General features: G+C 50.6%; 14 protein-coding genes. 4 read left to right on the top strand and 10 right to left on the bottom strand.

Annotated features, from left to right (window positions below):
• Positions 1-39: 39 nt before the first annotated feature.
• From A7E48_RS09400 to rfbB, 7 genes are all read right to left on the bottom strand, one after another.
• The gene (locus tag A7E48_RS09400; protein WP_068172717.1) at positions 40-465 is read right to left on the bottom strand and encodes an adenylyltransferase/cytidyltransferase family protein; all 426 of its coding nucleotides are present in this window, start codon (positions 463-465) and stop codon (positions 40-42) included.
• Positions 466-697: 232 nt separating this feature from the next.
• Positions 698-1,156, bottom strand: coding sequence for a Fe-S cluster assembly sulfur transfer protein SufU (gene sufU / locus A7E48_RS09395; RefSeq protein ID WP_068172714.1), 459 nt, complete (start codon positions 1,154-1,156; stop codon positions 698-700).
• A 24-nt stretch (positions 1,157-1,180) separates the two neighbouring features.
• Positions 1,181-2,434, bottom strand: coding sequence for a SufS family cysteine desulfurase (locus A7E48_RS09390; RefSeq protein WP_068172761.1), 1,254 nt, complete (start codon positions 2,432-2,434; stop codon positions 1,181-1,183).
• Between the two features lie 214 nt (positions 2,435-2,648).
• Positions 2,649-3,230: an aminoacyl-tRNA hydrolase gene (pth, locus tag A7E48_RS09385; protein WP_068172711.1), complete on the bottom strand. Its 582-nt coding sequence runs from the start codon at positions 3,228-3,230 to the stop codon at positions 2,649-2,651.
• A gap of 153 nt (positions 3,231-3,383) precedes the next feature.
• A complete protein-coding gene (locus A7E48_RS09380) occupies positions 3,384-4,100 on the bottom strand; it encodes a 50S ribosomal protein L25/general stress protein Ctc (RefSeq protein WP_068172708.1) in 717 nt (238 codons plus the stop codon).
• A 228-nt stretch (positions 4,101-4,328) separates the two neighbouring features.
• Positions 4,329-5,747: a dTDP-4-dehydrorhamnose reductase gene (rfbD, locus tag A7E48_RS09375; protein WP_068172705.1), complete on the bottom strand. Its 1,419-nt coding sequence runs from the start codon at positions 5,745-5,747 to the stop codon at positions 4,329-4,331.
• A gap of 3 nt (positions 5,748-5,750) precedes the next feature.
• Positions 5,751-6,749, bottom strand: coding sequence for a dTDP-glucose 4,6-dehydratase (gene rfbB, locus A7E48_RS09370; RefSeq protein WP_068172702.1), 999 nt, complete (start codon positions 6,747-6,749; stop codon positions 5,751-5,753).
• A gap of 84 nt (positions 6,750-6,833) precedes the next feature.
• On the opposite strand from rfbB, the gene rfbA reads away from it, so the two are divergent.
• From rfbA to A7E48_RS09350, 4 genes are all read left to right on the top strand, one after another.
• A complete protein-coding gene (gene rfbA, locus A7E48_RS09365) occupies positions 6,834-7,697 on the top strand; it encodes a glucose-1-phosphate thymidylyltransferase RfbA (protein WP_068172700.1) in 864 nt (287 codons plus the stop codon).
• Between the two features lie 202 nt (positions 7,698-7,899).
• A complete protein-coding gene (locus A7E48_RS09360; RefSeq protein ID WP_068172696.1) occupies positions 7,900-9,321 on the top strand; it encodes a polysaccharide biosynthesis tyrosine autokinase in 1,422 nt (473 codons plus the stop codon).
• Between the two features lie 101 nt (positions 9,322-9,422).
• Complete coding sequence (locus tag A7E48_RS09355) at positions 9,423-10,280, top strand: nucleotidyltransferase family protein (protein ID WP_068172693.1); 858 nt, start codon at positions 9,423-9,425, stop codon at positions 10,278-10,280.
• Entirely contained in the window at positions 10,265-10,567 is a 303-nt protein-coding gene (locus tag A7E48_RS09350; protein ID WP_068172690.1) for a PqqD family protein, read from the top strand. Before A7E48_RS09355 ends, A7E48_RS09350 begins: the two co-directional genes overlap by 16 nt.
• Positions 10,568-10,587: 20 nt before the next feature.
• On the opposite strand, the gene A7E48_RS09345 is transcribed toward A7E48_RS09350, so the two are convergent.
• From A7E48_RS09345 to A7E48_RS09335, 3 genes are read right to left on the bottom strand one after another with little or no spacing between them, the layout of a single operon-like run.
• Positions 10,588-11,736, bottom strand: coding sequence for a glycosyltransferase (locus A7E48_RS09345; protein ID WP_068172687.1), 1,149 nt, complete (start codon positions 11,734-11,736; stop codon positions 10,588-10,590).
• A 5-nt stretch (positions 11,737-11,741) separates the two neighbouring features.
• Positions 11,742-12,689, bottom strand: a complete 948-nt coding sequence (locus A7E48_RS09340; RefSeq protein WP_233126054.1) for a glycosyltransferase family 2 protein — start codon at positions 12,687-12,689, stop codon at positions 11,742-11,744.
• A gap of 45 nt (positions 12,690-12,734) precedes the next feature.
• Positions 12,735-13,775 (bottom strand): glycosyltransferase family 4 protein, encoded by a 1,041-nt coding sequence (locus A7E48_RS09335; protein ID WP_068172680.1) that lies wholly within the window; start codon positions 13,773-13,775, stop codon positions 12,735-12,737.
• Positions 13,776-13,778: the final 3 nt, after the last annotated feature.

Here is a 13,778-nt window from a genome sequence, read left to right as displayed (position 1 = left end):
AAAATTCAGGAACCGCCCTTGAGCTTTAGCTATTAGATTTTATGCAGCGTTGGGGGTGAGCGCTGCAAGAGCTGCGCGCAGCTTCGTAGAAGAAGTGTGTGCGGTGTAGGGGAAGTACACGACGTTCACGCCTACCGCAGCAAAGCGGTCTTCGAGATCTTTACCCTTTGGAGTGCCTTTCCAGTCATCACCCTTGAAGAAGGTGTTGAATTTGACTGATTCCCAGGTCTCTAGCTTATCCTTGACGGTCTCCGCGCGTACTTCGTCCACGAAGTCGATGTGGGAGACAATTTCCATGCGTTCTGCCAGAGGCACAATAGGCTTGCGACCCTTGGTCAGTTCTAGCATTTCGTCTGAAACCACGCCTGCGATGAGGTAGTCGCAGTTCTTTTTTGCTTCACGGAGGATATTAAGGTGTCCTACGTGGAAAAGATCAAAAGCGCCTGCTGCGTAACCGATATTCATAAATTCCCTTAGTCAAAAACGAGTGTGCGAATAATATTACGCCACATAGGAGCTGACATGCCGAAACCTCTTGCGCCTAGTTTGGTGGACAGTATACCCCCCCTATCGTGAGCGGATGGGGACAAAATATGATGCCGTTCATGCTGGTGGGTCACATATTATCTTGGCACGCACACTGACGGCAGTTGCATCTCCTGCTGCAACCGCCGTCATCTATACAGGCTGAAAAAGTTTACTTCGCTACAGTGGCTTCTTTGGTGGCTTCTTCAGCCGCAACCCACGAAAGCATTGCACATTTGACGCGTGCTACGAATTTCGAGACACCTGCGAAAGCAGCAGCGTCGCCAAAGTACTCTTCATCGGGTTGAATCTGTCCGCGCGAGCGCAACATTTCGCGGAATTTGTCCACCATCTCCTGGAATTCTCCCAAGCTCATTCCTGGAGCCATATCGGATAGAACTGAGGCAGATGCCATCGAGATGGAACAGCCGTCCCCTTCCCACGATACTTTTTCAATGGTCTGGCGGTCATCCGAGAGCTCAACGCGGAGGTTGATCTCATCGCCGCAGGTGGGGTTGTACTGGTGGTTATCGGCGCTGGCATGCGTGCCAGGATCTACGAACCCTTCACCGGTGCGCTGCTTGGAATGGTCAAGAATAATCTCTTGATATAGGGACTCGAGTCCGCTCATCGTTACTCCTAGAAAAGCTTGATATTAGTCGTTGATGCCGAAGTAGGGGCGCACTGTGGCGAGGGATTGCAAGAACCGGTCGACGTCGTCGGTGGTGTTGTAGATGTAGCCCGACGCGCGGGTTGAGGCGTTAATCCCCATCGCCCGGTGGAGCGGCTGTGCGCAGTGGTGCCCTACTCGAACGGCGATACCTTCGGTATCAAGAATCTGTCCGACGTCGTGTGGGTGCACGCCGTCGACGTGTACTGCAGCAACTCCGGCTCGCTCCATACCGACGGCCGGCCCCAGCAGGCGCACACCACTTATTTCACTGACGCCTTGAGCCAGACGTTTGCCCAGTTCTGCTTCCCAGGCGTGAACGTTTTCCATGCCGAGGTGGCTCAGGTATCGTACCGCCTCAGCAAGTGCAACCACCTGAGATACCTTCTGGGTACCTGCTTCAAAGCGGGTGGGAGGTGCCATGAATTCAGCTTGTGTCATGGTGACTTTGGTGATCATAGAACCACCGGTCAAGAAAGGTGGCATATCTTTGAGGAGCTCGCTCTTACCGTATAGAACGCCGATACCGGTTGGCGCGAGCATCTTGTGACCTGAAAAGGCAGCAAAATCTACATCTAGTTCGCGGAAGTTGACCGGCATGTGAGGTACCGACTGGCACGCGTCGAGCACAATAAATGCGCCTGCTTGGCGACCTAATTTCACCAGATAATCGACGTCTGTAATCGATCCCAGCACATTAGACACATGGGTAAAAGCTAGGACTTTGGTGCGTGCGGTGATGACCTTTTCGGCTTCCTCATAGTTGAGGGTTCCGTCTTCAAGCACTGGAATCCAGCGCAAGGTAGCACCGGTTTTCTTGGCAAGCTGCTGCCAAGGAATGAGATTCGCGTGGTGTTCCTGTTCGGTCACAACGATTTCGTCGCCCTCTTGGAGCGCAAATTTTTGAGCAGCTTCTCCCCCGAGCCCTTCAGAAGCATTCGCAAAAGAATAGGTCACCAGGTTCAGCGCTTCAGTAGCATTTGCCGTCCACACGATGTCGTTTTCACGGGCGCCAACGAACTCGGCAACTACACGACGGGCCTCTTCGAAGAGGTCAGTCGATTCCACAGCCAGGGTGTGTGCCCCGCGGTGAACCGCTGAGTTAGCACCCGTGTAGAAGTTCCGTTCGGCATCCAAAACCTGAACCGGGTTCTGGCTGGTAGCACCGGAATCGAGGTAGGTGAGCGGGTGACCATTCACTTCCAGAGAAAGGATGGGGAAGTCTTGACGAAGCTTCATCACGGTTTCATTGTTCAGAGGGGTATTCTCTGGCAAAGCGTATTTAGTGCTCACGTGCTCTTCCTTTTATTGACGATTATCTACGCGTGTTCATGCTCTCTTGGCATAACGACATATTTTTATAGCTTATTCCCCGCGCGCAAAATTGTGTAGTAAGGGCAAGCTCAGTTGAGAACGCTTACCCCCCCTAGCGGCACGGCGTCTGGCAAAAAATTTATGATGCCGAGTGAAATTTCTGTTGGGCTGCTACCAGACCATCGGAAATCAGCAATTGGACGGCGTCTGCGGCATTACCCACTAAGAAAGGAAGCTCTTTTGCTTCTGTGGAGGAAAAGGGCTTCAGCACAAAATCTGAGACCTGCATCCGCCCGGGTGGACGCCCGATTCCAGCACGGACTCGGTAATAATCTTTAGTGCCCAGCGCCTTAGACATGTCGCGCAGTCCATTATGACCACCCTCTCCCCCACCGATTTTCAGCTTGATCGTGTCAAAAGGGATATCCAGCTCGTCATGTACCGCAATAATTTTCTCTGGATCAATGCCATAAAACTGTGCAAGCCCCGCCACCGGCCCACCTGAGGTATTCATATAAGTGAGTGGCTTTGCCAAAATAACTTTGGGCCCGCCCATGCCCAGTCGTCCCTCTAGCACCATTGCTCGGGCTTTATGCCGCTTGAAAGAGCCGCCCACCTCAGTTGCTAACTCGTCGATAACCATCTGCCCAATATTATGGCGAGTCTTTTCGTATTCAGCGCCCGGGTTCCCCAAGCCCACAATCAGCCATGCGTCGCTCATCTTTTCTCTTTCCCTAGAGCTTTCAGTTATATCAGCTAGTTTACGTTTTAGATTTTCCAGCAAAGAATTCTCCTCACAAGAATGGCCCGCACCTGCTCTGCAGGGTACGGGCCATCTCTCACACCAATGGTGTTCTAGCTTGAAGCTAAAACATTAGTCCTGGGAGTTGTCTGAATCGTGTGCTTCGCCAGCCTGATCTGATTCTTCAGATGCCTCGACGACGTCGCCCTCAGGAGCTTCAGGTTCGATGGGGTTGCCATCTTCGTCCAGCTCAATGGGGTTACCTTCAGCGTCGGTTTCGCCTTCTTCACCGGGCTCAGGAACGTCAAGTTCCTGGGGCTCGGATACGTTAACAACGAGCAGTTCTTCGTCTGCAACGAGGGTAACGCCAGAGGGAAGCTTGATGTCGCCGGCAAGAACGTGCTCACCGATGTTGCGGCCTTCGATGTCAACAACGATTTCTTCGGGAACCTTGAGAGCGTCAGCTTCAACAAGAAGAACGGTTTCTTCCTGGTTAGCGATAGCTTCTTCAGCAACTTCACCCTGAACGGTCAAAGGTACTTCAACCTCAACGCGTTCGCCGCGCTTCACGAGGATGAGGTCCATGTGCTGGATTTCAGGACGAATGGAGTGGCGCTGAATGTCCTTGATCATAACGAGGGTGGAATCACCTTCGATGTCCAGGTCAAGAATAGCGTTCGCGTTACGTGCTGCAAGGGTGGTTGCGTGACCGGGCAGTACAACGTGCTTGGGCTCTTCACCGTGGCCGTAGATTACTGCGGGGATGTCGCCAGCCATGCGGATGCGACGTGCATAGCCCTTGCCGAAGTCTTCGCGTAGGGTTGCTGCGAGTTTGGTGGTATCTGCCATGAGATACTCCTTTCACTGGATATTTATTGCGCCAAGCAGTGCACTGACGCCAGAAAATAAATTCCAGTTCAGCCACCGTCGGTCTCGGACCTATCGGAGTTTCCTCACGATATTCCACCGCCTTGGCTGTTGTTCTACTGTGTGAACAACTCTCCTATTATGACGGGTTCACACCGAAATTTGCAAGATAACCCAAGCAGCCTTCGGCGCGTTCTACTTCACAATCTTCTAGTGTTCCCGAAGATACGTTTCCAATGCCTCTTCGTGAGAGCGCGGGGTGAAACCTGTTCCCGTAATCTTCTCCAAACTCAATGCAGAGTTGGTGGGGCGGGGCGCAAACGTTTCTACGTGGGCAAAATACTCTGCGGTAGAGGTAGGAGAGACCCGCCCGCCATCATGCCCTGAAAGTTCAAAGACCTGAGTTGCAAGATCTGCCCACGAGATAACGGGACCAGAGTTGGTGACGTTATAGATGCCGTACTCCGCCCCGGAATCTAGCAGGTGAAGTGCGGCAGTAGCTAGCTCTTGCGTGAAAGTGGGGCGCCCAAACTGATCGTTGACGACCGCCGGATTGATTCCACGCTCCGCCAACGATTGCATGGTTCGCACAAAATTCTTCCCATCACCAATCACCCAGGAGGTACGCACTACAAAATGCCGCGGCGCACCCTGAGCAGCAAATTCACCGGCAGCTTTAGATTGGCCATAAACGCCCAAAGGAGAGACCGGATCTGTCTCAGCATATTTTTGTCCCACCGGTAGCGTTCCATCAAAGACGTAGTCGGTGGAAAAATGCACCAGTGGAATTCCAGCGTCGCGAGCAACCTGTGCAAGCGCAGAAACTCCCGTGGCATTGGCAGCCCACGCCGCGCGTCGTCCTTCAGGGGTTTCTGCATCGTCAACGGCGGTGAAAGCCGCAGCATTGATGATGCCGCGCATTGAACGCCATCGATACCGGTCAGCCCATGAGGAAGGATTAGCCAGGTCAATTTCAGCTCTACCTGCAGCGATGAAAGGAATATTCTGCTCGGTCAACTGACGCTGCAATTCTTTTCCGAGTTGCCCACCGGCACCGACGATGAGAAGTGGCGCGGGCTGAACGGGTTGGATATCTGCTAACCGCGGATGATTCTTGTCTTTTTCTGATAATTCCGCTTGTTCTAGCGGAATCGGCCACGAAATATTCACCGTTTCATCCGCAAGGTTAAGGAAGGAATACTCCCCTTGAGCGTCTGCCGACCAATGGTCGTTCACCAGGTAGGTATAGGCAGTGTTGTCTTCTAAGGTTTGAAAGGAATTCCCGACGCCGCGAGGAACGAACACAGCCGTATCAGGACCCAGCTCAGCGGTAACGGTTTTACCCAAAGAATCCCCAGCGCGGAGATCCACCCAGGCACCAAAAATCTTGCCCGTGGCAACTGAAACAAATTTATCCCAGGGCTCAGCGTGAATACCGCGAGTTGTTCCACGAGCCGCATTGAAAGAAATATTATTCTGCACCGGTCCAAAATCAGGAAGACCTAGCGCAACGAGTTTCTCCCGCTGCCAGTTCTCTTTGAACCAACCGCGGTTATCTCCGTGCACCGGCAAATCGATAATGAGCAGACCTGGGATATCGGTGGTGTGTACCGCTAACTCTTTAGTCATGTTTTACTGGCCTACCTTGGAATATTTAGCTTCAACCTCAGCTTTGAGAGGTTCCCACCAGTCTCGGTTCTCGGCGTACCATTCGATCGTGTTTTCCAACCCCGACTCAAAATTGGTAAATCGTGGCTCCCACCCCAGCTCTTCTCTCAGCCGAGAGCCATCGATGGCGTACCGCAAATCATGCCCGGGGCGGTCAACTACATGGTCAAAAGCGTCTTCGGGCTGACCCATCAGGCGCAAGATAGTGCGCAATACCGTGATGTTATTTTCTTCGCCGTTAGCACCAATGAGATAGGTCTCCCCCAGCTTGCCTTTTTCCAAGATAGTCAGCACCGCAGAGGAGTGATCCGAGGCGTGGATCCAGTCACGAACGTTCAACCCTTCTCCATACAACTTGGGTCTAATACCCGAAAGAATATTGGTGATTTGGCGGGGAATAAATTTTTCGATGTGCTGGAAAGGCCCGTAGTTATTCGAGCAGTTAGAGATAGTCGCCTCGATGCCGAACGAGCGCATCCACGCGCGCACGAGAAGATCTGACCCCGCCTTAGTAGATGAATAGGGCGACGACGGATTGTAGGGAGTTTTTTCCGTGAATTTGGCGGGGTCATCCAGTTCTAAATCACCAAACACCTCGTCGGTGGAGATGTGATGGTAGCGAGTCTTATACTCACGTACGGCTTCTAACAGGGTAAAAGTTCCGATGAGATTGGTATGGATGAACGGCGTGGGATCGTTCAGAGAGTTATCGTTGTGGGATTCTGCGGCGTAGTGGACAACGGCATCGGCTTCGTCCACCAAGGGGTCTACAGTATTTCGGTCTGCGATGTCCCCCTTAACTAATTCAAATCGCGAAGGGTCCAGCCCCTCCAAAGACTTCTCGTTAGCTGCGTACGTCATCTTATCGAGCACCGTCACAGAATGATCTGTGTTCTCTAGGAGGTGGTGAACAAAGTTTGAACCGATGAAGCCGGCTCCGCCGGTCACTAAGATTTTTCCCATGCCCTATATGGTACGGGAGATAATATTTATTGACTCACTTATGAATTGAAATGTTTTATTGATTCTCGTGACACAATATGAATCATGAAGGGAATTATTCTAGCTGGTGGCACAGGCAGTCGCCTCCACCCCATTACTTTAGGTATTTCTAAACAGTTGACTCCTGTTTACGACAAGCCCATGATTTACTACCCGCTTTCCACCCTGATGCTTGCGGGAATCCAAGACATCCTGATTATTACCACCCCCGAAGATCAAGACCAGTTTTACCGCTTGCTCGGTGACGGCTCTCCATTTGGCGTGAACTTTTCCTATAAAGTTCAGCCTTCTCCGGACGGACTTGCACAAGCTTTCATTCTGGGCAGAGAGCACATTGGCAACGAACCTGTAGCCCTCGTCCTCGGCGACAATATTTTCTATGGCCCTGGTCTGGGAACCCAGTTACGCAAGTACAACAAGATTGATGGCGCAACTGTTTTTGGTTACCGCGTGGCAGATCCTCGCGCCTACGGCGTCGTCGAATTCGATAGTAATTTTAAAGCTATTTCAATTGAAGAAAAGCCCGAAAATCCTAAAAGTGATTTCGCTATTCCCGGTCTTTATTTTTATGACAATGACGTCGTAGAAATCGCCTCAAATATTGCACCTTCACCTCGCGGTGAATTAGAAATTACCGACGTGAATCGGGTTTATTTAGAGAAAAATAAATTGCAGGTTGAGGTACTTCCCCGCGGCACCGCGTGGCTTGATACCGGAACTTTCGACTCGCTAGCCGATGCCACCAGCTTCATTAGAACGGTGCAGGCACGCCAAGGGTTATCCATCGGATGCCCTGAAGAAATTGCATGGCGTATGGGCTATATAGATGACAAACGCCTGGAGGAACTTGCATCTCCTTTGGTCAAAAGTGGCTACGGTCGCTATCTGCTCGGCCTCCTCAAGAAATAAATCACGCTTCCCAAGGTTCTTTAAAAGTTCTCTTTCGCTGGGAGAAACGTTGAGGAGCCTATGAAAAATCAGCATCTGCTATGAAAGGCATTACTTTTCATTTGAACAAATGCTTGTCCCCTACTTAGGGACAAAACTGGTGCTAAGATTGCCCTAAAATCAGTCCGCACATCGCTGGCTTCCACCCTCAAAAGGTTCTTTTATGACAGTTCTAGATTTCGTGCGCATGGTACGAGTCAATGCCAAATATTTGCTTATTGGCATGCTCGTAGGTGCTCTCCTCGGGTTCGGCTATTCCCTTTTACAGCCTAAGGTCTACGCGTCGTCGGCTACCGGATACGTCACCGTCGGTGAATCAACCGGAATTGGCGATGTCATTTCAGGTTCAAGCGCCGCTAAAGATAAGGCAAGCTCCTATCTCGCTTTAGTTAGCTCCGGCCCTGTTGCCGATGAAATCGTCAAGCAGAACCCCAATATTGGGATGAGTGCTGAAGAAATCAAGGGTCATTTGACGGCATCGCTTGAAGGCGATTCAGCCCTCATGAAAGTTCAGGCGACAGCTTCTAGCCCCGAAGCCGCACAGATTCTAGCAAACACCTCGCTTTCGGCTACCGCCAAGGTAGTGAATGACCTTGAAGGTTCTACCACCGTGCGCGTGGTCCCTCTCGACGACGCTACGTTGCCTGGCGCTCCTTCAAGCCCCAACACTAAGCTCAATGTGCTTGCCGGTGCTCTCGCAGGTCTAGTACTTGTCTTCGCAGCGATCTTCTTGCGGAAAGCAATCGACGTCAAGGTTCGTACTCGCGACGACGTCGCCAAAGCCACCAAAACTGGTGTTCTGGGTACTCTCCCTGAGACCGAACAGCTCTCTGAGAAGAACCTTTTGACGAACCAGGACGATCACACATCACAAGAGGCAATTCGTCAGCTTCGCACGAACCTTCGTTTTGTAAACGTAGACAACCCACCTAAGTCTGTTTTGGTTACCTCTTCAGAACCGGGTGAAGGTAAGTCCACCGTTTCGACCTCCTTGGCTCGTTCACTCGCTGAGTCCGGTCAACCGACCATCTTGATTGACGCCGACCTTCGCCGTCCTACTATCGGCAAGAAGTTCAATATTGATGCAAAGATTGGTCTGACCCAGGTACTAGCAGGGCAAGTTGAACTTGCTGAGGCAGTGCGCCAGTACGAAGATAGCCAGCTCTTCCTTTTGCCTGCTGGGCGTATTCCGCCTAACCCTTCAGAGTTGCTGGGTTCGGACAAAATGCGCCAGCTAGTGAAAGAACTCTCCAGCGAGTTCATGGTCATTGTAGACGTTCCGCCGCTCCTGCCCGTTACCGATGCTTCGTTGCTTTCCTCCGCAGTTGACGGAGTTATCTTGGTGGCTACAGTGGGCAAGACCCGCAAGGAACACCTTGAAGAAGCAGCCAACATGCTCAATAAGGTGGGTGCGGCCCTCATCGGCGTTGTCATCAACCGTACTCCGCTGAAGGGCCTAGGAAACTCCTACTACGGCTTTGGCTATGCAGGATATTACGGCGGCTACTCGTCTTACTATGGCGAGGACGCTTCGAAGAGTTCCAAGAAAAAACGCGGTAGCAAAAGAGCTACACGCAACAAATAATATGTGAAGATAGTGCGGAGCAAGAGGGAATGCTCCGCACTATTTTCTTACACACAGCTATGAATACTGCCTCACTTTTAGAGAAACATATATGGGGAACAATGCCAGAAAAATTGCCTGATGAAGTCTCCGTACCATTGCCAGCCCGGATTCGTTTATCGCATGCTTATTTTCAGAATTTGGCGAATGCAAACGACATCGACTTGCTTCATGTCAAGGGATATGCCTTTGGTACGGAGGTGTATGCACCCAACCGCAATAGCACCGATGTAGATTTACTGGTGCGACCTGCGCATGTGGCGCGATTTTTATACTTGCTGAAAAAAGATGGCTGGCGCTCGTTGACGACGTTTGAAAGCGGCTCCATTTTCGAGCACGCTGCGACTCTTTATCACCCCTCCTGGGGGCTCACAGACGTGCATAGATACTTTCCCGGAATCAATTTCTATGACCAGGCGGGTGCATTTGAGAAGCTGTGGGAAAAGCGTCGTATCAAGCAAATTGCGCACTTTGACTGCTACGTTCCGCAGCTCGTTGACTGCCGAAATATTGTTGTAGTGCATGGCGCGCGATCTAGCGGACACGGGCTACACAGCGACGTAATGCATTTGCAGAGAACTTTGACTGACGCGCAGTGGCAGGAAATGCGCGAACGAATTCGAGAGTTTAATTCTGAGATTGCTTTTGATGCTGCCCTTGGCGATATTGAAAAGCACCGCGGAAATAGACAGTACCTGTTCTGGAAATCAGCGGCAGAGCCAACGCCCCTTCCGCTGCAGTGGTTAGGGCGTCTACAGCGCGCTGAAGGGTTGAAGCAAAAGCTACATGTGCTTACGAATATCGCTGAAATCAATAATGATCATCTGGCAATGACTTTGGGCCATGAACCTACCCATCAAGAGAAACGACATCTCTTCTTTGAACGTTTTGAGAGGATTCTCCGGTGGAAAAACATATAGATCCCCTCTACTCGCGGGCGGAACACACCGCGTTCGTATACGAGACTGATCTCGATGACAGCCAAGAAGGCTCAGACAAGCTCTATCTTGCTAATCTGCTGACCTCTGAGCTTCTGGTACTTGAAGGGTCTGGGCCAGTAATCTGGGATCTTCTGGATGAACCTAAAACAGCGAATACGCTGATGACACAAGTGGCAGAGACATTTGAGGTTTCTGTAGAAACGGTAGAGGCCCCTGTACTGAGTTTTCTCAGCAGTTTAGAAAATCAAGGTTTCGTGCAGCGCTAAACGGGGTTGTCTCTCCCCGCTTAGAGATCTCTTACTTTCTCTCGGAGTTTCTTCTTGAACCAGTGTTCAGAAAATCTATCCGAATAGTCGTGAATAGCTACGCAATCCCATTCACGGCTATCAAACTGAACCAGTCCCGCTCGCACATGGTCGACATCAGGCGATTGAATAAACACGCCGTTGATATCTTCGCGGATAGTATCTAAATACCCTCCAGCTTGTAAGGCGATAGTAGGTTTGCCAAAGGAGCCCGCTTCCAATGGGGTAAGCCCAAAGTCCTCGTACGATACCGCTAAAAGAGCCCGGCAGTTTTGGTAAGCGTAACGTAGCTGGGCATCAGAAATGTTACTGGCAAACTGAACGTTCTCAGGCGCCATCTCGTGGAGTTCCTCAGCCATAGGACCGTCGCCTACTACCAGCAATTTTTGGTTGAGCCCGGCAAACGCTTGGACAGCCACGTCAACGTTCTTATAAGGCAAAAGCCGGGAGACCACCAAGAAATAATCCCCGTCCTTCATGAATTCTTCCAATTCAGGGAGGGGTTCTATGCCTTTTTCGCTGGGAATAGAAAAGGGTGGGAAAATAACTTCGGATTCCTTACCACCATAAACAGCTTCTATACGTTGCTGAATGGTCGTCGAGTTAGCCGCATATGGGCCAGCATGACGCGCAGCGCGTTGGTCCCAGAGAAGCAGAGCTGGCCGTAGGAAACGCAGAACAAAGCTCATGACTTTTCCCGTGTGATCTCCTAAATACTGATCAGTAAGGTAGACCCAGCGTGCTGGTGAATGACAGTAAATGAAGGATTTCTCCGCAAAATTGAACCCGTGCGCCCAACCCGTTGACGATACAAGTGTTTTACGAGCAGGTACTTTCAAAAGGGAAGATGCTAATGGCAAAAGAGGTAGCGCTGCCCGATGGTTTTTACGAAAGAATTTGATGCGGTTCAGGGGCGATACGACGATCTTAGCGTTCTTGAACTCGGGATAGGTTTTCTCGGGGTCGTAGAGGGTCGTATATATGGTCGCTTCAGGGAAAGCACGGTGCATAGCAAGTACTACCCGCTCCGCTCCCCCACGCTGGGTGAGGTAGTCGTGAGCAATCGCAATTTCTTCAGTTGCTGCGGGGGGCGCCAAAAGGTTTTGAAAGAAAATAAAGGGGGATGGCATGGGGATTAGAAAACTTTCCGTGCTCGTGAGGGATATCTGATACCGGCATAAGCAGATGCTTCTACGAGTAGCGAAATAAGCTTTTCGGAGATTTTGTGCGGAAGGTTGTCCGCAATCTTATCGATGGTATTTCCGGCGATTTCAATATTTTTTTCGGTAGCAAGTTTTGCAACACTCTTGACGGCGGTCCCCCAAATCCCTACTGGGTCTGGATTCTTCAGTACGTCGGTGCCGTGTTTTTCCACGAAGAGGGAACGAGCTGCGCCCGAGTGTAAGGCCCGGGTAGCACGCGAGGCAGTTGTAGTCGCCGCGATATGGTGCTTCGACTCCAGCTCTGGGGCAAGAATTATTTCCGCCCCTGCTTGATGCATCATGTACCCCATATCGACGTCTTCCCAGCCGTAGAGGCGGTAGCGCTCGTCGTAGCCACCTAGGCGGTGGAACATTTCTTGAGTGAGTGAAGCGTTGGCATTCCAAAAGTGCCAGTAGCTGTTGGGGTCAGCTGCATAGGCATCCAGGCGGAATTTCTCATCGCGAAAATAACCATATGCTCGAGCATAAGAATTTTCCGGGTAAACGTTATGGACTAGACCAATAACACCTGTTTCTCGATCACCCTGATGCAATCTAACGTGTTCCGCTACATAGTTGGGATTCGGCTCAAGATCGTCGTCGCAACGAATCAGCACATGAGCATCTGCTGCCTGGTGCCCGGCGTTGAGGGCTTTGGAACGCCCCTGGTTCTCTTCAAAAACAATCGCTTCAATATTGAGAACGCCACGCTCTTTGTACTGTTTCACTACCTGGGCAGAGCCGTCAATATCGCCATCGCATACCACAATGACCTGAAAATCTTTTTCTGTCTGCTGCTCCAGCGCATCAAGCGGAAAATGTAGCTTGGCGGCTCCCCCACGTGTGGGAATAATGACGGCAGCTTTATACAGAGTCATCATGTCTACTTTCGTTGGTCATCAATTGAACAAGCTTTTTGGTTGTTCCTAGAGAATTTCTAAGAGTAATTCGCGAAGATGGGCCTTTCCAGCCTCAGGCGAAAACTCTTCTTGCCAGCGCCAATAACTGGAGTTAATAATTTTTTCAGTTTCTTCAGAATGATTTTCGAGTTGGGTAGTAATTTGCCTCATTTGGTGGATAAGGCTCTCGACGTTATCTTGTTCAAAAATCCATGGGTAGCCTTCTCCTACAACTTCGGGCAATGCCCCTGCGTCAGATACCAACAGTGGTACTCGAGCGCTCATAGCTTCAGTTGCAACTAAGCCAAATGATTCGGGAATCTTAGAAGGGACAACAAGAATATCTATTTGTTGAAAAAGAACTGAAGGCTCAACCCAACCCAAAAAACGCGTTTGATATTGAATGCAGCTAAGAGTTTTCTGCAAATTTTGTTGTGCGCCCTCATCAACGAACTTTGACTCGCCAGCAATGACTAGCTCAAACTGGAGGGTTTCTTCCCGGTTCAAACGTTCGATAGCACGCGCTAACGTATCAGTACCTTTAATAACGGAGGGCCGACCTAAGAACCCAATAGAAATGGTTTTACCTATTGGTTTACGTTTGAGGGGCATATTTATAGTACTTACCCAATTGGGAAAAACTTCTGCAGTTTTCACAAATTGGGAGGCGAATTTGCTTGGTACTAGAGTTTTGAGGGTACAAATCTGTGCGAACTTTAATAGCCACCGCAGTTTTCCTTGCGGTACTTGGTGCAGATGCACAATTCGGTTCTGATGTCCTGCAGTAGCAAATGCGGGAACTAAACCATTGCACCACAAAAGTCCTTTACGCGAACGCTGATCCCAGATTCGAAGGTGGGCCATGTATTGCTTGCGCGTAGTGGCGGGAAGACAAACTACATCAAACCCTTCATCTGCTGCAGCTTCCACCACTTCTGAGGGAGAAGCAGGACCTACAATAGTGACCTCGTGTCCTAAAGAACGCAGCGCTCTGGCGATATTGAAAAGCATAACTTCGCCCCCGCCGATATCACCATTGTTTGTAGCAATATTTATTTCCTTTGGCATGGC

This window comes from Rothia sp. ND6WE1A (genome assembly GCF_001683935.1).
Taxonomy (GTDB): domain Bacteria; phylum Actinomycetota; class Actinomycetes; order Actinomycetales; family Micrococcaceae; genus Rothia; species Rothia amarae.
The sequence above is the reverse complement of the archived record's forward strand: the minus strand, read 5'-3'. Positions and strand labels throughout refer to the sequence as shown.